The 26,087-nt window shown below is 26.0% G+C and carries 17 protein-coding genes and 22 pseudogenes; 18 read left to right on the top strand and 21 right to left on the bottom strand.

Annotated elements, in window-relative coordinates:
- Window positions 1–94 precede the first annotated feature (94 nt).
- Together BLO14_RS04775 and BLO14_RS04770 are read left to right on the top strand one after the other, a co-directional pair.
- The gene (locus BLO14_RS04775) at window positions 95–319 is read left to right on the top strand and encodes a hypothetical protein (protein WP_091973534.1); all 225 of its coding nucleotides are present in this window, start codon (window positions 95–97) and stop codon (window positions 317–319) included.
- Window positions 320–1,368: 1,049 nt separating this feature from the next.
- Window positions 1,369–2,061 (top strand): CRASP family complement regulator-acquiring lipoprotein, encoded by a 693-nt coding sequence (locus BLO14_RS04770; protein ID WP_091973531.1) that lies wholly within the window; start codon window positions 1,369–1,371, stop codon window positions 2,059–2,061.
- 75 nt (window positions 2,062–2,136) lie between these two features.
- On the opposite strand, the pseudogene BLO14_RS04765 reads toward BLO14_RS04770, so the two are convergent.
- The 4 genes and pseudogenes from BLO14_RS04765 to BLO14_RS04750 form a co-directional block, all read right to left on the bottom strand.
- Window positions 2,137–3,331: pseudogene (locus BLO14_RS04765) on the bottom strand (PBSX family phage terminase large subunit); the annotation flags it as partial.
- Entirely contained in the window at window positions 3,328–3,888 is a 561-nt protein-coding gene (locus BLO14_RS04760) for a DUF603 domain-containing protein (protein WP_091973529.1), read from the bottom strand. The pseudogene BLO14_RS04765 and the gene BLO14_RS04760, both read right to left, overlap by 4 nt.
- 116 nt (window positions 3,889–4,004) lie before the next feature.
- A pseudogene (locus tag BLO14_RS04755) lies at window positions 4,005–4,255 on the bottom strand (DUF643 domain-containing protein).
- A gap of 146 nt (window positions 4,256–4,401) precedes the next feature.
- Window positions 4,402–4,992: pseudogene (locus BLO14_RS04750) on the bottom strand (outer surface protein ErpG).
- 433 nt (window positions 4,993–5,425) lie between these two features.
- On the opposite strand from BLO14_RS04750, the pseudogene BLO14_RS04745 reads away from it, so the two are divergent.
- A pseudogene (locus tag BLO14_RS04745) lies at window positions 5,426–6,058 on the top strand (site-specific integrase); the annotation flags it as partial.
- Here BLO14_RS04745 and BLO14_RS04740 read toward each other — a convergent pair.
- From BLO14_RS04740 to BLO14_RS04715, 6 genes and pseudogenes are all read right to left on the bottom strand, one after another.
- A pseudogene (locus BLO14_RS04740) lies at window positions 6,043–6,339 on the bottom strand (DUF261 family protein); the annotation flags it as partial. The pseudogenes BLO14_RS04745 and BLO14_RS04740 overlap by 16 nt on opposite strands.
- A gap of 157 nt (window positions 6,340–6,496) precedes the next feature.
- A pseudogene (gene bdr, locus BLO14_RS06125) lies at window positions 6,497–6,669 on the bottom strand (Bdr family repetitive protein); the annotation flags it as partial.
- Window positions 6,670–6,682: 13 nt separating this feature from the next.
- Complete coding sequence (locus BLO14_RS04730; RefSeq protein ID WP_091973523.1) at window positions 6,683–7,207, bottom strand: chromosome replication/partitioning protein; 525 nt, start codon at window positions 7,205–7,207, stop codon at window positions 6,683–6,685.
- Between the two features lie 58 nt (window positions 7,208–7,265).
- Entirely contained in the window at window positions 7,266–8,039 is a 774-nt protein-coding gene (locus tag BLO14_RS04725) for a ParA family protein (protein WP_091973520.1), read from the bottom strand.
- A gap of 17 nt (window positions 8,040–8,056) precedes the next feature.
- Window positions 8,057–8,571 (bottom strand): annotated as a pseudogene (locus BLO14_RS04720) (DUF226 domain-containing protein).
- Window positions 8,572–8,580: 9 nt separating this feature from the next.
- A complete protein-coding gene (locus BLO14_RS04715) occupies window positions 8,581–9,696 on the bottom strand; it encodes a plasmid maintenance protein (RefSeq protein WP_091973517.1) in 1,116 nt (371 codons plus the stop codon).
- Window positions 9,697–10,074: 378 nt separating this feature from the next.
- On the opposite strand from BLO14_RS04715, the gene BLO14_RS06070 reads away from it, so the two are divergent.
- Window positions 10,075–10,227: a hypothetical protein gene (locus BLO14_RS06070; protein ID WP_159427408.1), complete on the top strand. Its 153-nt coding sequence runs from the start codon at window positions 10,075–10,077 to the stop codon at window positions 10,225–10,227.
- Between the two features lie 96 nt (window positions 10,228–10,323).
- Here BLO14_RS06070 and BLO14_RS06285 read toward each other — a convergent pair.
- Window positions 10,324–10,413: pseudogene (locus tag BLO14_RS06285) on the bottom strand (Erp family outer-surface lipoprotein); the annotation flags it as partial.
- A 419-nt stretch (window positions 10,414–10,832) separates the two neighbouring features.
- Here BLO14_RS06285 and BLO14_RS04705 point away from each other — a divergent pair.
- The 6 genes and pseudogenes from BLO14_RS04705 (at window position 10,833) to BLO14_RS04680 (ending at window position 16,285) form a co-directional block, all read left to right on the top strand.
- Window positions 10,833–11,942 (top strand): plasmid maintenance protein, encoded by a 1,110-nt coding sequence (locus tag BLO14_RS04705; RefSeq protein WP_091973514.1) that lies wholly within the window; start codon window positions 10,833–10,835, stop codon window positions 11,940–11,942.
- Window positions 11,943–11,986: 44 nt separating this feature from the next.
- Window positions 11,987–12,742, top strand: a complete 756-nt coding sequence (locus tag BLO14_RS04700) for a ParA family protein (RefSeq protein WP_091973511.1) — start codon at window positions 11,987–11,989, stop codon at window positions 12,740–12,742.
- Window positions 12,743–12,785: 43 nt separating this feature from the next.
- A pseudogene (locus tag BLO14_RS04695) lies at window positions 12,786–13,347 on the top strand (chromosome replication/partitioning protein).
- 20 nt (window positions 13,348–13,367) lie between these two features.
- Window positions 13,368–13,790, top strand: coding sequence for a Bdr family repetitive protein (gene bdr / locus BLO14_RS04690; RefSeq protein WP_091973508.1), 423 nt, complete (start codon window positions 13,368–13,370; stop codon window positions 13,788–13,790).
- A gap of 682 nt (window positions 13,791–14,472) precedes the next feature.
- A pseudogene (locus BLO14_RS04685) lies at window positions 14,473–15,805 on the top strand (DUF244 domain-containing protein).
- Between the two features lie 52 nt (window positions 15,806–15,857).
- Window positions 15,858–16,285, top strand: a pseudogene (locus tag BLO14_RS04680) (DUF261 domain-containing protein).
- A gap of 5 nt (window positions 16,286–16,290) precedes the next feature.
- Here the strand turns inward: BLO14_RS04680 and BLO14_RS04675 are convergent.
- Window positions 16,291–16,820: pseudogene (locus BLO14_RS04675) on the bottom strand (tyrosine-type recombinase/integrase); the annotation flags it as partial.
- Window positions 16,821–16,855: 35 nt separating this feature from the next.
- On the opposite strand from BLO14_RS04675, the gene BLO14_RS04670 reads away from it, so the two are divergent.
- Complete coding sequence (locus BLO14_RS04670; protein ID WP_091973505.1) at window positions 16,856–17,335, top strand: hypothetical protein; 480 nt, start codon at window positions 16,856–16,858, stop codon at window positions 17,333–17,335.
- A gap of 255 nt (window positions 17,336–17,590) precedes the next feature.
- Here BLO14_RS04670 and BLO14_RS04665 read toward each other — a convergent pair whose 3' ends face one another.
- Both BLO14_RS04665 and BLO14_RS04660 read right to left on the bottom strand, forming a co-directional pair.
- On the bottom strand, window positions 17,591–18,268 hold the full coding sequence (locus BLO14_RS04665; RefSeq protein ID WP_091973502.1) for a hypothetical protein: 678 nt from the start codon (window positions 18,266–18,268) through the stop codon (window positions 17,591–17,593).
- 12 nt (window positions 18,269–18,280) lie between these two features.
- Window positions 18,281–18,625 (bottom strand): annotated as a pseudogene (locus BLO14_RS04660) (TM2 domain-containing protein).
- Window positions 18,626–18,839: 214 nt separating this feature from the next.
- Here BLO14_RS04660 and BLO14_RS05950 point away from each other — a divergent pair.
- The 5 genes and pseudogenes from BLO14_RS05950 to BLO14_RS04635 all read left to right on the top strand — a co-directional run.
- Window positions 18,840–19,013 (top strand): annotated as a pseudogene (locus tag BLO14_RS05950) (DUF603 domain-containing protein); the annotation flags it as partial.
- Window positions 19,014–19,134: 121 nt separating this feature from the next.
- Complete coding sequence (locus BLO14_RS04650; RefSeq protein ID WP_330220015.1) at window positions 19,135–19,311, top strand: BlyA family holin; 177 nt, start codon at window positions 19,135–19,137, stop codon at window positions 19,309–19,311.
- 31 nt (window positions 19,312–19,342) lie between these two features.
- A pseudogene (locus BLO14_RS04645) lies at window positions 19,343–19,687 on the top strand (BlyB family putative holin accessory protein); the annotation flags it as partial.
- Window positions 19,677–20,072 (top strand): annotated as a pseudogene (locus BLO14_RS04640) (BlyB family putative holin accessory protein). The pseudogenes BLO14_RS04645 and BLO14_RS04640, both read left to right, overlap by 11 nt.
- A pseudogene (locus BLO14_RS04635) lies at window positions 20,065–20,418 on the top strand (BBA14 family lipoprotein). Before BLO14_RS04640 ends, BLO14_RS04635 begins: the two co-directional pseudogenes overlap by 8 nt.
- 134 nt (window positions 20,419–20,552) lie before the next feature.
- Here BLO14_RS04635 and revA read toward each other — a convergent pair.
- The 5 genes and pseudogenes from revA to BLO14_RS04620 form a co-directional block, all read right to left on the bottom strand.
- The gene (gene revA, locus BLO14_RS04630; RefSeq protein ID WP_143280324.1) at window positions 20,553–20,861 is read right to left on the bottom strand and encodes a fibronectin-binding protein RevA; all 309 of its coding nucleotides are present in this window, start codon (window positions 20,859–20,861) and stop codon (window positions 20,553–20,555) included.
- 740 nt (window positions 20,862–21,601) lie between these two features.
- Complete coding sequence (locus tag BLO14_RS06260) at window positions 21,602–21,769, bottom strand: CRASP family complement regulator-acquiring lipoprotein (RefSeq protein WP_143280323.1); 168 nt, start codon at window positions 21,767–21,769, stop codon at window positions 21,602–21,604.
- Window positions 21,769–21,984 (bottom strand): annotated as a pseudogene (locus BLO14_RS05940) (CRASP family complement regulator-acquiring lipoprotein); the annotation flags it as partial. The gene BLO14_RS06260 and the pseudogene BLO14_RS05940, both read right to left, overlap by 1 nt.
- A gap of 21 nt (window positions 21,985–22,005) precedes the next feature.
- Window positions 22,006–22,146 carry a hypothetical protein gene (locus BLO14_RS06065; protein ID WP_159427407.1) on the bottom strand — a complete coding sequence of 47 codons (141 nt, stop codon included), beginning with the start codon at window positions 22,144–22,146 and terminating at the stop codon, window positions 22,006–22,008.
- Between the two features lie 477 nt (window positions 22,147–22,623).
- Window positions 22,624–22,767 (bottom strand): annotated as a pseudogene (locus BLO14_RS04620) (DUF3890 domain-containing protein); the annotation flags it as partial.
- On the opposite strand from BLO14_RS04620, the pseudogene BLO14_RS04615 reads away from it, so the two are divergent.
- Window positions 22,754–22,996: pseudogene (locus BLO14_RS04615) on the top strand (hypothetical protein); the annotation flags it as partial. The pseudogenes BLO14_RS04620 and BLO14_RS04615 overlap by 14 nt on opposite strands.
- A 105-nt stretch (window positions 22,997–23,101) precedes the next feature.
- On the opposite strand, the pseudogene BLO14_RS04610 reads toward BLO14_RS04615, so the two are convergent.
- Window positions 23,102–23,737: pseudogene (locus BLO14_RS04610) on the bottom strand (hypothetical protein); the annotation flags it as partial.
- A gap of 145 nt (window positions 23,738–23,882) precedes the next feature.
- Window positions 23,883–24,515: pseudogene (locus BLO14_RS04605) on the bottom strand (class I SAM-dependent DNA methyltransferase); the annotation flags it as partial.
- A gap of 505 nt (window positions 24,516–25,020) precedes the next feature.
- Here BLO14_RS04605 and BLO14_RS04600 point away from each other — a divergent pair.
- A complete protein-coding gene (locus tag BLO14_RS04600; protein WP_091973495.1) occupies window positions 25,021–25,905 on the top strand; it encodes a P12 family lipoprotein in 885 nt (294 codons plus the stop codon).
- Window positions 25,906–26,087: the final 182 nt, after the last annotated feature.

Genomic DNA, 26,087 nt, shown 5'->3' with positions numbered 1-26,087 from the left:
TTTAAAATTAGAATATATATATGTTAAGCAAAAATTTAAAAAATAAAAGAATCAAACTATTACAATAATTTTAAATATGTTAGGAAGGGTTAATATGATCAAATTCCCTAAAAACTATATATCAAAGATTCATATTGCAAAAGAATATGAAGACGTCACTACTAAATGGGATAAAGAATATTCATTGTTTAGAAAAATACACGGTAAAAATAAGACGCTTGAGAATTGGTTAGAATATATGGAAAAAGAAGAAAATCAAAAAATTAAAGAATTAGCAAATAAATTTATCCAAAAAAGAAAACCTAGAAGTACATATTAGAACCTTTAAAGCTCTAAATCTAACTAAAGGGGGGGAATAAAAGAAAAAAAAGTAAAGAAGAGTTATAAATCATAAATAAAAATGCATAGACCTACTTTTAATTAAAAAAGAAGGAAAATAATGCCTGTAAAGAAGAAAAAAAGGGATTATTTGCCCGATAGACAAGTTAATATTAATTAATTTGATAATCATATAAAATCTCCTTATTGTCCTTTCAATTCTTCATATTTCTTAAAAGTTTATTAATTAAACCTTTTTGATTTTTAAAAATCAAGTCCATTGTAAAACTTATAAAGTTTACATTATTTTTGTAAAATAAAATGCTTATAAAAAGTGAGTGTATAAAATAAAGGATTTGACAAAAACAATAGTAAAATTTTGTTTTGCTTTATAATAATGATTATAACTTCTAAAGTATAAAGGAAAAAATGAATTTTTTAAAACAAAAAGTAGTGAAGATGGAAAAGACCTTCTAAAAGAAAATATCCAATTGAGCACAATAGCTTAAAAAAAGAGATTCAAAATAAGAAATAATTTTAAAAAATTTTTTAGAACGGATTAATTTTAACAATGAAATGTTGAATGTTCTAATAACAGTAAGGACATAACATGAAATCTACATGTTATTTGCTCTTTGTATCATTGCTAAGGGCTTACATTTAAAATAAATGCGACTTAGAAATCAATATAAAAGATGCACATATTTAATATTGACCACTAAGAAGAGAAGATTAATTTATAGTAGATTTAAATAGAGATACTAAAACTTTATTAGTATTTATTAGTATAATAAATACTAATAAATATAAATTTAATCTTAGTAATACAAGATGGGATGTTATTTTTTAGATAGAGTTTTTAAAAAAACTTAAAAAAGTATTTTAAAACTCATAAAACTTCTAAAATATTGAAGAATTTGCAAAAAGTTTAACAGAACATAAGGTCCTAAGATTCTTTTATAATTCTTGTTATCAAAGTACATTATTATATTGTATATCTCCTAATATAATTATACAATTAGCCCATGCTAATTATAGGAGAATATTTTTATGAAGAACAACATAATTTTATGCATATGTGTCTTTTTATTTTTTTTAAATACTTGTAGCTCCGATTATGATGCTAAAAAGGTAATAAAAAAAACTATTAATGAAACAAAAAATATACCTATTGATGAAACAAAAAATTTAATAGATTTAATAGTGACAACTAAAGCAACCATAGATAAAAACAGAACATTTCCAATTGAGCAAAAAAGTATAGAAAATACAGATGGAGAAAATAATAAAAAAGTTTTTAAGATGGGAAAAAGGGCCTTTGATTTTATAAATACTTTTTTAACGAATGATGAAATCTATAAATTTGCAACAATATTTAATAAACCAGCACTAAAATCACCAGCCAAAGTGTTAAATAGCATAACAATTGTAGAATTTTACTTAGAAAGTATAATTAATCACTTATTTTTTAAAAAAGATGTTTTAGATAAGGTAAAAATATTAGATTTAAAAAAAATCAAAAATTCCCTTGAACAAATATTCTCTATAAGGAAAATTTTTTCAAATCTAATAAAACAATTTTTATTAGATTATCAAAATAATAAAAATTCTATAAAAACAGATGATTCTAAGTTAAAAGCCTATTTCGATGCAATATTAAATAAATTTAATGAAAAAAAAATAGAGGTTGATAATCTAAAAACAAGCATATTAGCAACCCCTATTCCCAACATTATGGATTAGAATTTATTTAAATAGTTAACTTTAATAGTTAACTATTTTTTATAGTTTTATACTAATAAATTCTTACAATAATTATGTATAGTTAAGTTTTTTGTAGGTAAAAGGTGTAATTAACGATGCTATTCTACTAAACTTATTAGACTTTGGCTTAATCGGCACAATTCTAAAATAATGACTCATATTGTTTCTAAGAGTCATATATTCACGCGTCAATACACCAGCGCCTTTAGTATTATCTCTATCTTCTAAGTAAAGTGTGTGTACATTGAAATTTTCTAAAACAGTCTTGACCATATTCATAATACAAGGATCATTGACTGGTCGTTGCTCTTGGAATACAAAAACATAATATTTATCATCAACTCTATCCATAACACATAAAGTAGTATTATCACCTCCAATACTAAACGCTGGATCTAAATATGCTATTGAACTGGTAAACACATAATCTTGAGTAACATTAATTTGTGTGAAAATTGAATCGGTGCTTGCTATCCACTCTCCTAGCAAAACTCTTGCCTTGTATGCTGGTATATCTTTATAGAGTTTCTCTTGAGTTTTGATAAATTCTTTACTTAAGAAGTACATTATCGTAAGTTGTAAAATTATATGTCTTAAAAGTTGCTACATTATCAATATAATCGGTTTTAAAATAATGTTCTGGATGGTCCGGATTGGTATCAAAAATAATAGTCTCTTGCGCGCACCTATGTATTTTCAATACCTCCTCTAAAGTTTGCTTGTATAAAGTAGTAGCCTCATTTACAAAAATGAGTACTGAATTACTACCCCTAAATCTTTCAAAATCACTTGCCTTGTCCCCACCATATAAATTAATGCGCAGTGAATCAATCGGTATATATGAATTATTCCTATGTCTTGGAATATATGAAATATTAAGAAGTTTGCATAGCTTTTCAAATTGTCCCAAAACATTAACTTCAACTGAACGTTGAGAATTGCCTATGATGAAATTATTCGTATCACTGGAGTATAACTTTTTATTTGCAAGTAAACTCTTGAGAAAAAAATAACATGCAAGATACGTTTTGCCGCTAGCTATACCACCACTGAGTATAATTTTCTTTTCGTTGTTCTTTTGAATACTTTTTATCACCCTATTTTGCTTTACAGTTAAATATTTCTCTTCAAACTGAGCAAAATTAACCAAAGAGTTTGTTTTTCCAAAAAATTTAGATATATCAACTCCAAACTGATTTTTGTATTCCTTTTGAAGTGTTGTAAAAAATTTTGTTTGGTATAAATTCATTTATATCCTTTACTACTTTTGTAGTTACTTTTACTCTCAACTTCATGAGCAGAAGCTAGCTTTTTCATACATTCATAGTAAAGCTCCATTTCCCTTATTGAACACTCCTTTATGAGGTCATTAAACTCGCTTTTTAACAAACTGATTCTTTCATTAACATCATTTTTCTTGTTACATTTTTTAGTTAAAAAAGTAATTTCGGATTGTAAATCTTCTATTTTTAAATGCATGTTGGCTAGTTCAATGCTTGCATATTGTTTAAATGCTCGTATAAATCCTAATTCTAAATTAGAGCGCTCTAAATCTAATTCTCCCTTAACTTTTCTAGCTTTAGCTTCTGATTTAAAAGTTTGGGCTACAAGGTGTTCAAAAGTATCTTCACTAATCGTTACTCTAGAATTATCACCAACAGAAGTTTCCCCACTCTCCCATTTTTGTCTCACCCTCCACACATTTACTCTAGGAACTCCAAGTTTAACTGCTATTTCTCCATCATTTAGGGATCTTTCTCTAAAGTACGCAACATAATCATAAAAAGACCTTTTAACTTTTTTCAAAAAATTTCTCTAAAGTAACAAAATTAACAAATTGTTACTCTAAATAGTAAAGCAATTTAATAAATTATTAACATAAACTGATAACTTCTTAATAACTATTGACAGATGCTTAATATTTATGTTTTTTTTAGGTATTTATCTCTCAAAAATTCTTTGACAAATTCTTTTCTGAGTTCTAAAGTGTCATTTATTACTTCATCAATACTTTTTCCTGTTTTTTTATGTATTCGTGTATTGCTTTATAATTTTTGTATATACGTCTTTTTTGCCTCATAGTTGGTTGATCAGTTCTATAAAGCCTATGTATTGCCTTTTTTGATTCTTGATCTAAATTATCATAAAAATTTGAAACTTTATTAGCATGCATATTATCTGTATAACAATACATCAAAAACACAATATCCTGAACAATAATTTTTGTCATTTTTAATTAAAAAATATCTTAAATAAAAAAACAAGTCTGGTTATCGGCCTTGTTTTTTTATAATTTTTACTATCAAAAACCGTTTTTTATTATTTTTTATCGTCTAGATTTTTAAGCTCTTCTTTAATATTTTCAAGCGCATCATCTATAACTTTTTTTGAAAACTTATCAGTATCAGTACCATCATTAGTAGAATAACTTCCATTTAAACCTAATTTTTTAGCATACAGAAAAGCTTCTTGTCCGATCTTGCCTTGATTTTTAACTTTATCAGTATTTTCAGTTACTGATTCAACTTGTTTTTTAAACTCTTCAAATTTCTTTTTAGCCTCTTCTAATTCTTTTTTTTCTATCCTTTTTTGTCTTTTTTGAGCTATCTTTAACCTCCTCTAATTCTTTTATTTTTCCTTCAATCTCTTTTTTTAATTGCGGATCTTCATTAACACCTTGAGCTACTTGATCTTGTGGTCCATCAGCTTGCATTAGTTCTTTAAATTTTGAAGAAACTTCTGATCCGAAGTTTTTAACCCTTCAGTCAATTCTTCTTTTTTTGTATCTAAAAATCCCTTAACCTGTTCTTTTACATTTTGTTTTAAATCTTCACCACTTGCATAATTCTTGCAAGAAATTATCAGTGCAAAAACAACACAAACAATTATCATTATTATTTTTTCATTCATAAGTTACTCCGTAAACCTAAAAATAATTCAATCCCCAATAACTACAATTTTTTTAACGATTTAAATATCTAATTTTGTTACATTTCAAATTACATAGCAACAAAACTAAAATGTAATTTTAATCAACTCTCAAAAATCTCCCCATTGCAAGTAGCCAACTCATTGCAAAAGATCACAAAACACATACAAATCAAATTTCAGAGTCTTTGCTATATGTTAGATAAAGTATGCAGTCTTTTTTTCTTGTCCGGCCCTCTTTAAAATTGCCACTTCTGTTTATTACAGCTACTCTACATTCCAAATTCCGCATGCAATGATAGACACCAAAATTTGACTAAAATTTTTTGTTTTTGATAAAATGTAAAATGCAATTTTTATCTATTTTTATTACTTTTACTTAATTCAAAAGTAATACTTTTAAGGAGCCAATTCTATGGACATGAATAATTATATTAATTTAAATAATGACACTTCGGATTTTTTTCTCAAGCTATTAAAAGATTATCAAAAGGTAATTGATGAAAATAAAATTCTTAAAAATTCTATAAAAAATTCAACTAAAAGTAAAAAAGAAAATCTAAAACCTAAGCCAAAGTTCTACTTAACTCCAAAAACCAGCAAAATAATTTTAAAATGCATCAAACAACTAAAATAAATTGATTCAATCTCTGGTTAGTTAGTATATTTACTTTTAATCAGTGGATGTAGGGGCACAGAAATTCAAAAAGTAAAAATGGAAGATATCACTCAGTTATCAAATAAAACCGGTGAAACCTTTTACAATATAAAAGTAAATGTGGCTAAAAAAAGAAGTGTCGTCTGCATTAGAGAAATCGTCATTAACTCTAAGGAGTTTGACGCCATTCAAACAGTTCACAAAAATCATTTTAAAGAAAAAAATCTTGATACTAGAAGAACTTATCTTTTCTGAAAAACCAAACATATATTTAAAGATAATCAAATTAGCATTATCCATATTTCTAATAAATTCAAAAATCTTCTTAAAAAATCGGGATTTAAAGCAAACAAATCGCTGCATTTATGTAGAAATTTGTTTATTTCAAATTCATTGGCAGCCACAAAGTAGCCAGAAGATTCATATCTCACACTGCTCCTAATTCCGTAGCAATTAAGCATCGTGATCGTGCAAGGATCATTAATAAAACAATTTTTCTTGATGTATCCGAGTCCTAAAAATCTGCGATACGCCACATTTATTCCAAACACATTAAATTCAAGCTTCTTCAACAAACTTGTATAATAATGCAAACATAAAAAATAACACCCTCATCTTTGCATCTCTCCGAGCAAACTCCTATTGTTTTGTTTTATTTTACTAATAATCATTAATTAACCCTCCAATATTAAATGATTTTTTTAATTTTTTTAGAAGTTAAGTTTTGCTGCCAATTTAGAATTAAAATCAATTTATGCATTATCTCATTATTTGACACCTTGTATATATCTTATAAATAAAACATTTAAAATTGATCCTAGTATAATATATATCTTTTAATAAATTTTTCTCTACATCGATTAATTTCTTTTTTAAAAATTCAAAGTTGTAATTATCATTATGAAGAAAAACAAAATCTATCGCCTCCTCGCTAAACCCTATGTTTAAAAATTCATTTTTAATACTTTCTATATTGTATTTCTGTACACTAAATTGTTCATAAAATCCGATTTATTATCCTTTTAATTCTTTATATTTCTTTAAAAGTTTGTTAATTAAATCCTTTTGATTTTCAAAAATTTCATCCATCATAAAACTTGTAAATTTGGCATGTTTTTTATAAAAATCATAGCTTTCTTGTTTTTTAAGTTGAAATCTTAAGGGTTTTATCCAATTTTGTTTTGATTTTTTTATTGTTATGCTTTCTTTATTTCTTAGTACAAACAGAGTTTGTCTAAATCCATTTTGTACTAAAAATTCTTCCTCTATTATTCCCTCTTCTATAGCATTAGCAATTCTTAAATAATCATAAGCCTGGGTTTTTGCCAATTTATAGTCTTTTGTAAAATCTTCAAAACTTTTATATCCATCTAGTTTGTAATATTCATTATCTTTAATCTCTTTTAAAATTTTCATTGTCTCTAATCTAGAACAAATTTCAGATTTAACATTTATCGTTAATTGAGATTTTAACGATTTATATCTAACCATAACATCATTATCAGTAGATAAATTTCTTTTATTTAATTGTATATTCATATATAAATCACCTCATGTTTTTTCCGGCACCGGAATTTTTTCTACAAAGAACAGCTTTTTATATGCGCCATCCAAAAGATGGCGTAACCTGCATCTTATTTAAAAAATATTCAAGAATTTTTTTATACTCACAAACATAATCTTTATCTAAATCAAATTTATCATTTTCTGCTATTCTTCTATTTAAATCTTCTCTTTCAGATATAATCCCTAAATAATCCTCTCTTAATTGTAAAATGTCTAATAATTGTTTATGAGTATTATTTTTTTTAAATCGTGTTACCAATATAAAAATTGGAGCATTTGTTCCTATTTTTCTTAAATAAAACTCTAAAAGATCCAAACTCTCAACTGCCCATTTTTCAGCAGTTATTGGTACTAAAACATATTGACTACTTACTAAAGCATTTGTCAAAGTGAAGTCTAAACTTGGTGGAGTATCTATTATTATATAATCATAATTGTCTTGTATAGATTCTAACTTCTTTTTTAATCTTAATTCCTTAAATGGAATTGCTTCTTGATTAAATTTATGCAAACTTAAATAACTGGGTATTAGGTCTAAATTATTATCAATATTAATAATAACATCTCTTATTTCTAAAGCACTTTCTCTTAATATTTCATATATATTAGAATTTTCCAAATTAACATTTTTGTTTTGTATTTTATTGAAATAAAAACTGGTTATTGATGCTTGAGTATCTATATCTATTAATAATACTTTATATTTTTGAGCCAACAAAGTAACAAATATTATTGCACTTGTGCTTTTACCTACACCACCTTTAAGACTGGCAATTGTTATTATTTTAGGTTTTTTATTATCCATTTCGTTAGTAGTCCTTATTAGGGGTATTTTTTCCCATAAAATTCATATACTTGTTTTTCTAAGTCTATAAACATACTAAATAATATTTTGTTGTAATGATTATTCATTCTCTCTTTATATAATAAGCGATATAATCCCTTGAAATAAAAAAACACGCTACCTGCTTTAAATCTAACTTCCATATAATATGCCCTTGCAAAGCCGTAAGATTTTCTATTTCCTTTTGCTTCATACTTTATAATTGCCTTTTTTATTGGTTTTCTAAAGCCATAAAAAATTTCAATAAACTTATCTCCTTCTTTGATGGGGTACAAGTGAGCTTCTTGGACAATTCTTTCTCCATTATGTAAGGCCCTTAATGATACTCGAAATTCATGTTTCTTCTCATAAATTCCAATTTTGTATAAGTCCATCATTATTTTTTATGGTACATTGCTTTGCCATTTTCTTTTTCAATCTTAATAAAGCGTTCTTTATTTTGGCATTCAACTTTACATTTGCCTTTTTTTATTGGTTCGGGTGCATCTTCCATACTCAATCCTCATACAACATTTTTGATAAATTCTTCTGTCGTTAAAGAATTTTTTCCGGTTTTTATTATCTCTAATAACTCATTATAATACGTGTCAAACACTTTATTATATTCTAATTTCTTTTTGCTATTCAAACAAGCTTTTATAATTTGCTTTAGAACTTCAATTTCTGCCACACTTTTTAGCTGCTCAATAAGCATATTGAAAATGTTTGTCTTTATATTTTCAGAGTCTTTTTGTAAGCTTTCTTTTTTTATTTCAATTATTTTTTCTAACTTACGTTTTATGTTGCTTGAATCGTTATATTTTTGATTTTCAATAATAAAATGGGGTTTATTTTTGTAAATTTCATATATTTTTTGAATATTTGCTTCTAATTGTTTTGTGTTGTATCCTTTTTTTTCTAATTCTTTTTGAGCATTTATAAGTATTTCTTTTAATTTGTTTTGCTTTTCTTTAAAAGAAGATTTATTAAAATGTATATTTTTACCTTTTATTAGTTTAATCTCAATTCTTTTTACGGTTTTAAGTATTTTAATTTTCTCATTTTTACTATTATCTAAATTTAATACAATAGGAAGAATTTCTTTACATAAAAGGTTACATTTATTTGAATATTTTTTTACTTGAAAATTTTCTATTTGCTTTTCAATTTTTTCTTTTTCTTCTTTTATATTATTGCTTTTATTACTTAAGCACTCCTCCAAGTTTACACTCCCCCTTAAAGGGAATTTGTCTAAATAGTGATTGTCAACCTTTTTTTTAAATCTTGAGTGTTTTTTTTCTTCAAAGTGTTTGTTGATTTTATAGTAACACTCTTTTTTTGGATAAATGAGTTTATAGTAAACTTTAGTACCACAATTTACTTCCAAGTGTTTGTGGTAGTTAGATGTGACTCTTGATTCTTTTTCTAATTTGTAAAGATATTTTTGAAGTGTTTTTAGCTTAACAATAGGTTGACCATTTCTTCTAAGATTTTCATTAAAGTAATAGAGTATGTTTTGTTGAGTGTATTTCGGATATTTGGTATTTACGTATTCAAGTGTTGAGATAAGAACTATTAATTTGCGCGGTAATTTATTGTGGCAATTCGCACTTTTTTTGTTATTTGGAAAACCTTTCATATTTTCTCTCCTGTATGTTTATTAATAATTAATAATAATATAATGCAAAATTTTTAATTTAAAGTAAATACTTTTCTAAAAAAATATTTACTTTAAATTAAAAATTTCGTTAATAAAATACACTTTTTGTAATTTATTAAAAGATAAATTGATTTTAGCCCTAACTTAGACTATACTACAGTTAGCGTAGTTATTTGAACGTATTTCAGTTTGACTACCTGTATGTTAATTTGCGAAAAATAATATAAGGGTTTAGCTTAGTTCTTTTAGAAGAGAATCTAGCTAAGCCCTCATTTTTTTGCAAAAATTTTTGTAAAAAACTTGGCAAAAAAGTTTTTGCTATTTGTTTATTTGTAAACATACAAGAGGATGACGATTATGTCAAACTTAACAAATAATAATTTAAATATTCAAGATAATATGCAAAATAATATACAAGCAAAAATTAAATTCAGAAAAAATATGCAAGTTCTAATTATGAATTTGCCGAGTATTGACAAAAATCTTAAAGGATATGGCTATAATTCTTAGAATTATAATGAAATAGTGAGAGTAATTAAAATGTTATTAAGAAACATAATTTGGATCTTGGTTTTATGAAGGATCCAATCTCTGCAGAGGGTCAATATCTGTATGAATTCGTGTATCAAATGACTCTTCATGCTCAGTACTTGTGCTGAAAAATGTGATTCTAATATAATTAACTATACCATATTGTACAATGGAACAGTGAAAATTGGTCTAAAAATATGAATACAATGCCACAATTTGTTAGATCAGCTATTATATAGCAAAAACTATTTTTGCCAAGTTTTTTACAAAAATTTTTGCAAAAAATGAGGGCTTAGCTAGATTCTCTTCTAAAAGAACTAAGCTAAACCCTTATGTTATTTTTTGCAAATTACTATCAAAGGTAGTCGCAAATGTCAATATTTAAACAACTACGTTATTTGTAGTGTATCCCAATTTAAAATTAAAATCAATTTATCTTTTACCAAATTACAAAAAGCATATTAAATTAATAAGATTAACATTTTAAATATAATATTTTTTTCAGAAAAGTATTTACTTTTAAATAAAAATTTTGCATTATATTACTTATAATTATTTATAACTATCAAAGGAGGTTGACGATTATGTCAATATCAACCAATAAAAAAAGTCCAAATTGCTACAATAAACACCAACACAAATTAATAGTTCTCACCTCAACACTTGAATACGTAAATACCAAACATAAGAAATATACTCAACAAAATATACTCTATTACTTTAATAAAAATCTAAAAAAAAATGGTCAAACTACTGTAAAACTAAAAACATTGCAAAAATATCTTTACAAATTAGAAAAAGAAATAAAAGTCACATCTAACTACCACAAACACTTGGGAGTAAATTGTGGTACTGAAATTTACTATAAACTCATTTATCCAAAAAAAGAGTGTTACTATAAAATCAACAAATTCTTTAAAGAAAAAAAACACTCAAGATTTAAAAAAAGGGTTGACAACCACTATTTAGACAAATTCCCTTTAAGGGGGAGTGTAAATTTGGAGGAGTGTATAAGTAATAAAAATAATATAAAAGAAGAAAAAGAAAAAATTGAAAAGCAAATAGAAAATTTTCAAGTAAAAAAATATTCAAATAAATGTAACCTTTTATGTAAAGAAATTCTTCCTATTGTATTAAATTTAGATAATAGTAAAAATGAGAAAATTAAAATACTTAAAACCGTAAAAAGAATTGAGATTAAACTAATAAAAGGTAAAAATATACATTTTAATAAATCTTCTTTTAAAGAAAAGCAAAACAAATTAAAAGAAATACTTATAAATGCTCAAAAAGAATTAGAAAAAAAAGGATACAACACAAAACAATTAGAAGTAAATATTCAAAAAATATATGAAATTTACAAAAATAAACCCCATTTTATTATTGTAAGTCAAAAATATAACGATTTAAGCAACATAAAACGTAAGTTAGAAAAAATAATTGAAATAAAAAAAGAAAGCTTACAAAAAGACTCTGAAAATATAAAGACAAACATTTTCAATATGCTTATTGAGCAGCTAAAAAATGTGGCAGAAATTGAAGTTCTAAAGCAAATTATAAAAGCTTATTTGAACAACAAAAAGAAATTAGAATATAACAAAGTGTTTGATACATATCAGTATGAATTATTAGAGATAATAAAGAATGAAAAAAATTCTTTAACGATAAAAGAATTTAACAGAAAGGTTGTATGAACGTTGAATATGGAAAAATATCCAGAACAAGGAATTCTTAAAAAATGGACAAAAAAAAGCCTAAAGTAATTACAATTGCCTCAATTAAAGGTGGTATTGGTAAAAGTACAAGCGCAATAATATTTGTTACTCTTTTGTCTAATGATAGTAAAGTTCTCTTAATTGACATGGACACTCAAGCATCCACTACAAGTTATTTTTATAAAGAAATTTCAAATCAAAACATTGATATTGTGAATATCAATGTTTATAGAGTGTTAAAAGAAAAATTAGATATTAATGATTCAATTGTAAGGGTTAAGGAAAATTTGGACTTAATTCCCAGTTATTTAGCTTTAAATAAATTTTTAAGCGAATCTGTACCATTAAAAGAGTTAAAGTTGCAAAACAATTTAGAATTTTTAAAGCAAAAGTATCATTATGTAATAATAGATACTAATCCTAGTTTAGATTACACTCTGTCAAATGCTTTAATGACTAGTAATTGTATAATAGTCCCAATGACTGCAGAAAAATGGGCAGTTGAAAGTTTAGAATTATTGGAATTTCACATGAACAATTTAAAAATAAAAATTCCAATATTTTTGATTATAACACGATTTAAGAAAAACAATACTCACGAGCAATTGTTACAGCACTTTGGATCTAAGACAGGATTTTTGGGATTTATCCATGAGAGAGAAGATTTAAATAAAAAAATTGCTAGAAATGATGAATTTGATATGACCAAAGATTATATTTATGAATATAAAGAGGTATTGTCAAGATTTTTCATTATGTATGATAAATATGTTAAATAAATCCGTACGGATCCGTACGGATTAAAAATAAAAGAGGTCTATTCTGGAAATAGAATTAAATAAGAGGATTTTATCAGGTGTGGCAGATCCCTGACGGTGAAAAAAAATTAATTACTAAGGAGGAGATATTTGCTCATTACAATGATTTAAAAAATAGTTTAAAAACCAATATAAAAAAGAAAATTTTTTATAAAGTAGAAAGTATTAGAATTTTAAAAGAAATAAAAGATAATGAATACTATAAGCTTGATGGTTATAAAAGTTTTGATGCTTTTATAAAAGATTATAAATTGGCAAGAACTCAAGTTTATATATATTTAAAATTAGCAAAAGCATTGCAAGCGGGAATTCTTAATGAAGATTATATAATTGAAAATGGTATTAATGATTCTCTTGATTTAATAGAAGGTCAAGAAACTTCAATAGTAAAAAAATCAAAACAAAATCCAATAAAACCTTTAAGATTTCAGCTTAAAACTCAGGAGAGTTGTGATTTTTATAAAAAAAATGCTAAGTTTACAAGTTTTATGATGCATGAGGTTTTTGAAAATCAAAAAGATTTAATTAACAAACTTTTAAAGAAGTACAAGCGATTAAAAGGATAATAAATCGGATTTTATGAACAATTTTAGAGTACAGAACATACAATATAGAAAGTATTAAAAGTGAATTTTTAAACATAGGGTTTAGCGAGGAGGCAATAGATTTTGTTTTTCTTCATAATGATAATTACAACTTTGAATTTTTAAAAAAGAAATTAATCGATGTAGAGAAAAATTTAAATGCCAAGATAGATTTTGTAAAAAGTGAATTCAATATTAAGATTGATTTTGTAGAGAAGAATTTAGATTCAAAAATAGATAATGTGGAGAGAAATTTTAATATCAAAATAGATAACTTAGACATTAAGATAAATACTGTAGAAAAGAATTTACGCAAAGATCTTAATATGGGTAACAGAGTGATACATTTTATGGTAATAACAGCAGCAATTTTTGGACCATTTATAAATTCATTTTTAATGAAATATATACAAGGCTTCAAATAATGAAAAATTATATAATATGACTTTTCCAAGTATTATATCATTAAAACCGATGAATTTTATTAGACGATAACATTTTATTTTTGATTTGTTTTAAAAATTAGAACTTATTTGAATTTTATAACAAAGAGAATTTAAATAAGTTTTTGTTTTGTAAAAATATAAATTGATTTCAATTCTAAATTGAATTATGATTAATCAGTAGAATTATATTTATAATAAATTCTGACAAGTCCTTAACTTTATTAAATTCTCTTAGCAATAGAATTTAATAAAGTTATCGCTTTTTTTACAAAAAGTTTTACAAAAATAGTTTTTGTTTTAGCTATATATGTATAGCTAAAAATTTTTTGTTATCAAAAATCAAAATCAATCCAAATAAGCCGGGACTTAGCAAAGTTTTTTGTAGAGAATTTGGATGAGTCCTAACTTTTTTGCTATTAAATTGCTTTAAATTCTAAGTTAGGATTACTGCAAATAGCGTAGTTATTAGAATGTTGATCAGTTTGACTGCTTCTATTTATTTATTTATTTTAATTTGCAAAAAATAAATAAAGGGTTTAACTTAGTTCTTTAAGTAGATGATCTAGCTAAGACCTAACTTTTTTGCAAAAATTTTTGTAAAAAAGTTGGCAAAAATAGTTTTTGCTATTCAATTATTTATTGAAAAATTAAGGAGGAAAACATGAACAATGTTTCAACAAATAATAAAGAAAAAATAAATGGAGTATCCAACATGATGAATTTTGAGCAACAAAGTTTTATTGGTTGTGAAATATTTGAGGAAAAATCCTCTCCCATTAAAGAAAAAAGTAAATTAAGCAAGATAGATAAAAAATTACCAGGAATAAGTAGTCAAGAATGTTTTAAGTTTGATCGAAATATTGATTTTAGCGTGCAGAGAAACAAACTCAATAAATATGGTGCTAGTGAAGTAAGCAATATTCTAATTGGTGATGCTGAACTTAAAGGCTTGATGATAAACCGAGTGCTTAAATATTTTGGTATGGGTCTGCCTTTTGAAGAGAATTTGTATATGCTCAAGGGTAAAGAGTTGGAAAATTTAGGATTTAGAGAATTTGTTAAGGCACACGGTGATAATATCGATGTTTTGTATAAAAACAAATATGCCAATGGTGTTGATAAATATAATTATTTCAAAAAAATGGATGGTTTGGCAACTTTAGTAGGCTCAACAATTGATGGGTGGTTTATAAATAAGGATGGTGATATAGAGCTTTTAGAAATTAAGAGTAGTGATTCTAATTATATGAGTAGTGCTATAGCCGAGTACAATAAAAATGGCAATTTTTCAAGTAGCAAGTATTTTTTCAAATACTATGTGCAGGCACAAATGCAGCTAGCATGTACTGGAACTTGAGTATTGTAATTTATTCTTTTTAATAGACGCTGCACCGGTGAACTGTAGGATAAAGAGAAATAATTCTTTGATATTAAAAGTTTTAGAATTTGTTCAAAAATGTGAATGGGAAGTTTTCAATGTAAGAAACGAAATTATTGAAAATAATGGGTCTAATTTATTAATCTCAAGTGATCATGATAATGATACGTTTATTAAGTTCATTGAAGAGATTGAGGAGTTGGTAGTAAAGAGTGATTTTTATCAATCTGGAGTTGAGTTTGATTGGGTAAAAGAATTTGTAGAGTATGTTGAGTGCACTGACCTTGAGATTAAAACCGAAGAGTCTGCTGTTAATCTTGAGTGTAAGCTGATTGAGATTGACAATTTAAAATCAGAACTGGATAAAATTCAAAATGAAAACAAGAAAAGAGAAAAACCTATTAAAGAACGGCTCAAAATTAAAATTGATGAAATTTTAGATAAATATCCACTAATGAATCATGTAAATTACAGATTTAAATAATTTGTGTTCAATTATGATCCTAGGAAAAGGGCAATAGCAGATAGATTTACGGAACTTTCGACAACAAATAATAAATTTTACTTGCCGAGCAATATGATCAATATATCATATGCAAATAGTGTCCCCATTTAAAAGGGGACACTAAAAAAAATAAAAAAAATATTTAACATTGGAGGGTTAATTAATGATTATTAGTAAAATAAAACAAAACAATAGGAGTTTGCTCTCGGAGAGATACAGAGATGGGGGTGTTATTTTTTATGTTTGCATTATTATACAAGTTTGTTGAAGAAGCTTGAATTTAATGCTTTTGGAATAAATGTGGCGTATCGCAGATTTTTAGGACTTGGGTACATCAAGAAAAATTGTTTTATTAATGATCCTTGTATGATACTTAATTATTATGGAATTAGAACTAGTGTTAGGTATGAATCTTCCAATTACTTTGTGGCTGCGAATGAATTTGAAATAAGTGAAGTTAAAATTGAGGGTGTTAATGGATCACACTTTATTGCTACAAAAGAGAAAGAAATATTATATGATTCACTTGATTTAAAGCCCAATGGAAAAGTATTTAAAGTAATTTCAAAGCGCATATTCAAACTTAGATAGTTTTACTACAGCTTTAAGCTATTTTTGATGCACTTATAAGCTTGAATTTTGTTAGCAGAAGAGAGTCCATAGATATTATCAATTTCATGGGTTGAAGAATATTTCATAAGTTCTTTAATTTGAAAAGAATTGTATCCATTGGATTTTAAATTTGAAACAAACAAATTTCTGCATAAATGAAGTGATTTATTTGCTTTAAAGTCCGATTTTTTAAGAAGATTTTTGAATTTATTAGAAATATGGATAATGCTAATTTGATTGTCTTTAAATTTATGTTTGGTTTTTTGGAAAAGATAAGTTCTTCTTGTATCGAGATTTTTTTCTTCGAAATGATTTTTATGTGCTGTTGAATAGCGTCAAACTCCTTAGAATTAATGACGATTTCTCTAATGCAGACGACACTTCTTTTTTTTGCTACATTTACTTTGATATTGTAAAAAATTTCTCCATTTTTGCTTAGCAGTTGAGTAATATCTTGCATTTTTACTTTTTGAATTTCAGTTCCCCTACACCCACTTATTAAAAGTAAATGAACAAGTTAAGGGATTTTTAGATACAAAAAAAGAAGAGTTGGTTGGGGGTCTTAAAAACCTCGGATCAGAAGTTTCTTCAAAGGTTGAAGAACTAATGCAAGCTGATGGACCGCAAGGTCAAGGTGGTCAAGGTGAAGAGAAACTAGCTCAAGGTGTTGATGAAAATTCAAAATTAAAAGAAAAAATTGAAGGCAAAATAAAAGGATTAAAGGAAAAGATAGATAAATCGGATGATAAAACTTCTCTTAATACGTATTCTGGTTATGAAGAAGAAGTGAAAAATTTAAGAGAAGAATTAGAGAAAAAATTAAAAGATAAAAAAGAAGACAGAGAAAAGCTTGAAAATAAATTAAAGGAACTTGAAAAATCTTTAAAAGAAAAAATAGAGAAAAGAAAAAAAGCTTTAGAAGATGCTAAAAGTAAATTTGAAAAATATAAAGAACAGGTTGGTGCTGCTAGTGGAGTAACTGATGGTGCGAGAGTTAAAAACCAAGGTGGTGTTGGATTGCAAGCTTGACAGTGTGCTAACAAATTAGGTTTAAATGGAAGTTATCCTGGCGGAACTGGTACTGATAGTAATGAATTGGCAACTAAAGTTATAGATGGTGCACTTAAAAAGATTGAAGAAGAGCTTAAAGGTTCTGAAGAGAAAAAAAGAATAAAAAAATAGTTTTATAAGCATAAATAAAAGAATAAGACTAATAACTAGTCTTGTTCTTTTATTTATATTGCTAAAAATGTTTATTTGAAATTTAATCTCCTTGATACTTCGTCAATTTTTGATAATTTTTGTGTTATTATCCTCTTTTTTTATGCTTTTATCTTCTTTAATAAAATGTTTTTTATATTTAACATATAATTTTTTATGATTAAATGTTATTGGATCTTTAAAAATTTCAAAAGCTATTTTAAGGGTTTTAGAAGTTAGTAGTTTTTTTGAAAAATCTTCTGATTTAACCGGAGGAATCATAAGATTAGTAAAAATATAATTATCATTAAATAAATTAGCCGCTGAATAACACATTATGTTTCCCTGTTTAATTGCTTCAGGGGTAAGCCTACATTCATCTATTCCGATTGTTAGTTTAGATTCTTTTTTATTATCAAAACTATATTTAATTTTAATTTTATTTTTACCTCTTATATCATGTATATCAAAAAACCCAATATTATGTTTAGTGGTAATATCATTAAAATTAAAATAATAAGAAATTCCTGGGTTGATATACCCAAAAATCATAAGTGCATGATTTTTATTCCACCAATTTTCAGGCCTTTCTTCTGATTTTGTTGAAATCCAGGAATATTTTTCATTATCTTCTTTTCCATTTGTAAAAAATTTACTATCTCCCAATAATTCTTCATTATTATTCTTATTATTATTTGATTTACAGCTTAGAATACTTATAAATAAAAATAAGAATACTGCAAATTTTGTTTTATTGGTCATTTTAAATCCTTTTTAAAATTTTTTAATTATTATTCTTATTAGATCAATAAAAACAATGATTTCCAGTATGCTAATATGGGTACAATAATTATTAATCCAAAACTCAAGGTAAATAGATAAAATAAAGGAGACAAAAGGATTATGCATAAAAACGCAATACCGGTTCCCGTTTTCCCTACATAAAATCTATGAGCTCCTAAATAACCAAAAAATAAGCAGAATAATGCTGCTATTAATCTGTTATAAGAGTTTTTTAACTTGTTTGTTTCTAACCCCACAAGCAATACAAATTTCGGCTTCTTTTTTAATTGGCTTGCCATAAGAATGGCAATATATTTCGTCCAAAGCTTTTGACATAGTTTTACACTCTTTGTAAAAATAAAACATGTCTACCTAAAAGAATTTAAGATAAATAAGTTTTATTTTTATGTATTTAAATGTAATGGATATTGTATATATAGATCAGTAGTTAATAGTTATTAAGAAGTTATCAGTTTGTGTTAATAATCTATGAAATTGCTTTACTATTTAGAGTAACAATTTGTTAATTTTGTTACTTTAGAGAAATTTTTTGAAAAAAGTTAAAAGGTCTTTTTATGATTATGTTGCGTACTTTAGAGAAAGATCCCTAAATGATGGAGAAATAGCAGTTAAACTTGGAGTTCCTAGAGTAAATGTGTGGAGGGTGAGACAAAAATGGGAGAGTGGGGAAACTTCTGTTGACGAGAATTCCAGAGTAACAATTATGGTATGTTCAAAAAAATTCTACTTATCAGGAAGTCAAGTCCCATATCTTTTAAAGCTGTATAATTTTTTATCAAAAATTACAGTTTTGATATATATATATCAAAAATTAAAATGAAGGATTGAAAAATGGATATTTAATAACCGAACTTCTTATCAATTTAAATGAAATCAAACTAATAGCCGTAATGATTTTTGCAACAGTACTAGTTTTAGGAGCGTTAATTTTTTTTAAACCTTTACTAAAAAATATATTGTCCATAGTAACGGTTAAGCTTTTTAGAAATGAAAATGGTTAATAACCATATTAAAAAACGAGATTAATTTACGAAATTATCTAAAGATAATCTTGAGATTGAACTTACATCCATATCAAATCTTATTGATATATTTTCTAAATTTGAGGATGAATTTGATGAGATCGCATACAAAGGATTCTTTTTAGTTTATTAGCTGTACTTTCATTATGCATTAATCTAAAAATCTAATATGAAAAGACTTTAGAATGCATTAAGTCCAACAATATTAAAAATATTAGCTCCAATAAATGAGAAAATCAATATATTGATTGATCTAGTTAATTTTGATGAAAAAAATCTAAAAATATCTAATAGTCTAAAATTCAATCGGGAAGGAAAACTTATCTATCAAAAAGTAATAAATAATGCAAAATAACACTATTGGTTTGGGGCTTGATTTACTATCTAACTTAACTAACATGGCTAAAACTGATACAAACATAAGATCATAACTACATTGATACTTTTGTAGGGTAATAGATTTTTTCTACAAAACATATATTGGAACATTAAAATCTATGGAAACAGTCGAATCAACTAAAATATTTGAAGAAATACAAGATATATTAAAATACAATATTGAGCTAATAGGAGCTATTACTAGAAGTAGAAGTAGAAGTAGAAGTAGAAGTAGAAGTAGAAGTAGAAGTAGAAGTAGAAGTAGAAGTAGAAGTAGAAGAATTATCTCCCCATTAAAAGCAAAACACAATAAAATTATGCGGGAGTATGTAAATATGCTTAAAAGGGGTGAAAATGCTTAAACTGACAAACTACTTATTACTCACTTTACTATAATGTTGTAGTACTGCTTTTAGTTTGCCGGACGAACTAAAACCACCAATTATTCAAACACTAGGAGCTTTCGCTAAATATGAGGCACAACTATCAGAGTATTTTATGTACCTTATAACATACTTATCTAAAACAAAAGTAAAGGTTAATGATCCAAACTATCCAGAATATACTTATCCCGACTTATCAACACTAAAATATAAACACACAACGACTTCAGTAAAACATAATATCAAACTACTTTTAGATTACATTCAAAAAACAAAACCCATTGCAAAAAAAGCCTATAATCAGTATTTTCAGTTAAAAATGTAAATTACAAAAGGCTGTTCTTGTAAGAACTTATTCTTTATATTAAAAATGTTAAAATCCAGATATTAAATTGAATTTAATATCTGGATTTTTCTTCTATTTCAAAAATCAATTTGATTATTCTAACTACTAGTTAATTAATTAGTACCTTCTTCGAGACACTTTATTATTTTATTTATCTGTTCTACAGCTTCTTTAGACATTTCTGTTCCTTTGCCAGCACTATTACTTCCACTGAACTTTATAGTTGCTCCAACCAATTTTGATTCAGCCCATATCTTGGATTTTGCAGTAGAAGTATCACTATCAGTAATGCCTTCGATTTTTTGTTTAGCTTGTTTTAAAGCTGCTAATTTGGCTGCTAATTTATCTTGAAATAACCTTTGCAACTTTGATATTTTTTCTTTAAGCTCTGCATTATCTACATCCTTTAATCTTTCTGTCAATTCATTTTTTGTTTATTGTTAGAAATACTAAATAGTTCTAATTCTAATGATACTTTTAATAAAAATGGTCATTATGGTGAACTTACAACCAATTGAAATACTTAAAACAGTTCTTAATCACATAAAATCTCCATTATTATACCTACACAGCAAAGCCCCCAAAATAGGGGGCTTTGCTGTGTAGGTATAATGCTATGATGCAAATATATAACATTTATTAAACATAACTCACAAACTTAGCTTCATATAGTCTTAGCTTAAATTATAGCGTAGTGCCTTTATATTTAATTAGATGATGATAGATAGGCTAATTCCATTTTGGAAGATCTTTACAGATAGAAAAATTAGTTAAAAGAGCTATAAAAAAATTTTGAGTCTTTAAAGGATGCTTAAAAGACAAGTTTATGATAAAAAAATATAAGAGACAAAGTTAATTAAAACTGTAAATGATTAATTTAAAAGGAAATATATAAATATTTTTTCTATCCAGTTTTGCAAAAGAAATTAAGAAGGATGATTTAATTCTTGATAATAAATAATAATAGAATTGTAAAAATATGGCTATTTTATCTAAGCTAAAATAGCTAGTCATAATGACTTTTTTATTGTAAAAACAATAAAAAAATAAAGAAAAATTTTTAATTCTTCCAATTTAAAATTAAATAACAATAATATTCCTAATTTCTTGTTTTAGATTTTTAGGATCTTTCTCCATATTTAAAAGGACATTTGAAAAAGCTTTATTTTAAATAATCTCCCAATTTACATTTTTCAGATTTTATAGATTCTTTGTCACTACTATAATCATTTGATAGCTGCTTAACACGTTCCCTACGGATTGTTCTTAAGGCTAAAAAATCTTCAAGACAAATTTTAAGTCTTTTAAGATCAGGAATATTTAATAACATTAAGTTATTTTTTTAGCAATTGACAATTTTATTATTGCTTCAAATCTAAATTGAAATTCTATGCCCGCATTTTGCATTATTTTATTAGCAATATTCTTGATACTGCATACATTTGAATTTAAAATTAATCCTAATTCTTGTAAATCACTTTCATTGTAATCTAAAACTGCATACAAACTTCTTCTAGCTGTTTTAGATTTTTCTACATTATCGGCAAGTGTTTCCTTTGATGTAAATCAACCAATATTTTTAAATGGAAGATTATATGGATTAGATGGCTCATTTTTGAATTTCTCAAAAGAATCATCTATTTCTTTATTATTGAATTCTACCAAACTGTTTATCAAAGATATAAGCTTATCCTTTTCTCCTTGCACATTTTCTTTCTCAGTTTGTTTTTTATAATTATGATTCTTGCTAACTTTATTTTTCTTTAAAACATCAGTTTGGCATAAAATAAATAGAAAAATATTGATCAATAATATTATTTTTTCATAAAATAATATCCTTAAATGGCTCTATAATGAATTAGTAAAACCATAATACAATTTTGTTATAGGTATTAAATAATAATAATTACAAAATAGAATATAATACAAAAATAATTTTTTTTCAATATTTTAAAATGTCAAATACGCGTGCGTTTTTTTGAATAAAAGATTGTAGAAATAGCTTTTTGATTTAATCCGCAATGGTTTAGACTCTATAAGAAAATGTTCTCCCAATTAATTAAAAAATAGGTTTTGTGAAGTTTTTTTAAACAGAAATATTTGCAGCAACAAAGTTATAAAAACGTAACAGTAAATAAAGAGTATTATATATATATATATAATATGTGTTGTTATTAGTTGAATGATATGATAGAAAGTAAGTAAAAATATTTGTTCATATGTAAGTGAACCAGCGTCAATGCCACGTGTTACTAGAATAGCTTGAAGTAAAGATAAGTGAAGTAGAAAATTTTGCCTACTTAGCGCTAGTTGATCTATTAATAATAGAGAGGACGTTTACATTGAAACTTCAAACTTGTTAAAACATCAAATACTAATTTACCCATTAAATTCAGAACTTATTAAGTTTAAACCTAGTAAGTATATGTTGCCTACACCGAACGAACAAGTTGATAGAGACTCAACTGATATTGCTCATTCATACATTGATTTTGTTTTAGGCGGTTTACTTGCTACTAAGAATACTATTTTGCAAGTCAATATTAAACAATCTTAAAAACAATAAGGTGAATTAAAGTGAGTGAACAAAAAACTTACAAGCACAAGTAAAGAACGAAGAAGAACTTTTAGTAACAAAACTTCATTCCTAAGTGTTATTGCTATTGGGAATAGCTTTAATGGTTTGAATTAGAACATTCCCCCATTTTTCGCTTGTTGATGCAACAGCTTGTCCTACTGCATATTGTTTTACCAATTTAAGTGAAGTTGCGGGGTCAACTATTACCATCACAATGGGTGTAGAAAATTCGTCCCCTAGTTCTAATTTTGAAAGTCCTGCCTCAATTTTTTCAAATATTTTATCCATCTTATCCTTATCGCCCTGTTGAACTTCTTCTTTTATCTGTTCCGGCATATTAAGTAGTCCGTACATATTAGGAAGTAAACGTTTTTGATTTTTTCCATCCTTTTGAATTGAAACAGTGCCTATTAGTACAAAATGATTAATAAGTTTTATAATTTCGCTACTTGCAAGTTTATAAACTTGAGCAAAAGGTAGTAAATTGTTATTAATGTCACCAATATATGAGTCTGAAGTGTAAAATTTCTCAGAAGCCCGCTTTAAGTGTCTAAATTTGTACTGTAGTTTTAAGTAATTTAGCCTCACAACTTCAGAACTAAATCCAATAGTTGAGATAGTATTAACTCCATTAGCAATTGTTGTAGGATTAGCATTTAAAAACGCATCCCATTTAATAGTTCTTTGATACCCCATTTGTAGATCAACATCTTCAATTTGAATATTATAGATCTCGCCGCAGGCCAAATAGCATATTCGTTTTAAACATCTTTAATGATCTTGGGCATGGGTCTAAAGCTAAACTCTGCAAAATAATCACCCTGTACTTTATCTTCGATTACTGAAGGATCGCAAATTATTGAAAAAGAACGCTAATCATTGTTCTTTCATTTGAGTTTCTTGCAACCTTTCTAAAGAATACTCTTTCAGTTTGACATTGGTCATCCTTAGCTAATACTTTTTCTAAGTCTTCTTTACTCATCCACAGCAATTTAGAACTTTCTTTTGCACCTTTATCTTGAAAAAATCTTGAATTAAATTGGTGAATATTAGCTCCACAATATAGAAATATACGGTTTTCATCATTGCATTCTTTTATTAAAAATTTGAGATTATTCATACCTGTCGTGCTCAAACCCCCTATGAAGTTCATACAATCTTCTGAAAAAGTACTAAATCGACTGAACATCTTATCAATAAGCTTAAGCTCAGCGCTATCTCTAAATTCTATTATTGACTCTTGAATAGGAGATAGTCTTTTGATTTGAGTTATATCCAATTCAATTCCCTTATAAGCATTTTCATTACCCTCTTCCAGAGCACTGGTTATTTCTTTCACGATATTATCGCCACTCTGAATGACAAATTTTACTCTAAATTTTGTTGTGGGTTCTTTAGTATTGCTGATCTGAAATATTGCAAATTTGCAACCTGAGCTCATGGCCCTAAACCTTTTCTGATTTTCAAACTGATACACATAATTAAGTTTGTAATTTGAAGCATCTTTTTTTTGGGGATACAAGCGATCAGTCGCTATGTCAATAACATGGCAAATAAAATAAATATTACTGTATTGTTGTTACTGCTTCTTTTAATCAAACAACTTAAAAGAAGGTTTTGCTAGATATGTTATGGATATTGGTAAATGGGGTGGAGGAGATATTCAGATTCTGTGTACATCGGATTTCCAAATTTAAGAAATCAAATTTCTTATTAAACTAAGTTATAACAATATTGTTTCAAAAAATGAAAAAATACATTAAATAATTCGTAAACATTCTAAATGTTTTAGTGAACTACTATTTCTATAATCTTTTAGATTATAGAAATAGTAGTTCACAGTTTATCAGATATTTTTCGAATGGTTAATAAGTATAAATATAAAATATCAATAATTATATTCATACTTTATTGTAATTTAAACAAAGTGATATATAATCTTAATTAAGAATAATTATTATTTATGATATGTATTCTTGATTAGAGAAGAGGAGAGTATTTTTATGGAAAAAAATTTGCTTTTATATGTATTATTAATGATAGGCTTGATGTCTTGCAATCTAGATTCTAAATTATCCGGTAATAAAGGCCAAAAAAATAACAATGATGTAAAAGAATTTTCAGATAGTGTTCAGGAAGATGCTTTTAATAATTTATATAGTAATCAAGAAAAGCAAAAAGTTTTTACTAAAAATTTTGGAGAACGGAAATTTAATGATTTAGAGGATTTAATTGTTCCTGTAGAGTCTGGGGTGTCTTTGGAATCATTGAATAATAAGGTTGGTATATCAAATATTTCAATTGAGCATGTTCAAAAAAAAGAGGATTTAATTCCTTATACTAATGAAGAAAAGAAAGCAGATGAATCAATTAAATATCTAGAGAATATTCTTGGAGACTCTGGATTTTCTGAGTTAATCAAGAATGTGTGTATACTTAAAGATGAATATGCTTTAATAAAAGATGATTTTTATGATGTGATAGGAAAGATTCAAAATAAAAAAACATTATTAATGGAAAATTATAAGAACAACAGAGATAAGATAAGGAGATTAGCACAATTGCAAAATGAGTTAAATAAACAACATATTGAACTTGATCAACTTATAAATAAGATTGATATGGCAGAAAATGAAATGAGATCTGCAGCGTTCTTTTTTGATAGCGCTCAAAAAAGGTTAAAAGAAAGTATTATTAAAAGATTGGAGAGCAAAAAAAATGCATCTTATGCATTACAATTATCTAGACAAGCTCAAATGGATGCAAGCAGCTCTTTAAGTAATTTAGAAGCTTCTTCTTTAAAAAGAAATGAGGCACTAGGCAGCAAGAAAGATATAAAAGATCTTATTGAAAATGCAAAAACCGTTTTAGTAAGTGTTAATGGGTAAAAGGTAAAAAAATATATAAAAAATATTAATATTTAATATTAGAGTCTTTTTAAAAAGACTCTAATTACTTTTTACAAAAAGTTCAAAAATTTTGAGTTTTAGTTTTATAGGTAAAGTTTAAGTTTCTTGAAAAGTTCAATTTAAAGTTAGAGTTTTTTGGGCTAAGGTTTTAGTTTTTAGGT

Source organism: Borreliella japonica (assembly GCF_900099615.1).
In the GTDB taxonomy this organism is placed as follows: Bacteria; Spirochaetota; Spirochaetia; order Borreliales; family Borreliaceae; genus Borreliella; species Borreliella japonica.
Note: the sequence above shows the minus strand (reverse complement) of the source record. Positions and strands in the feature narration are given on the sequence as shown.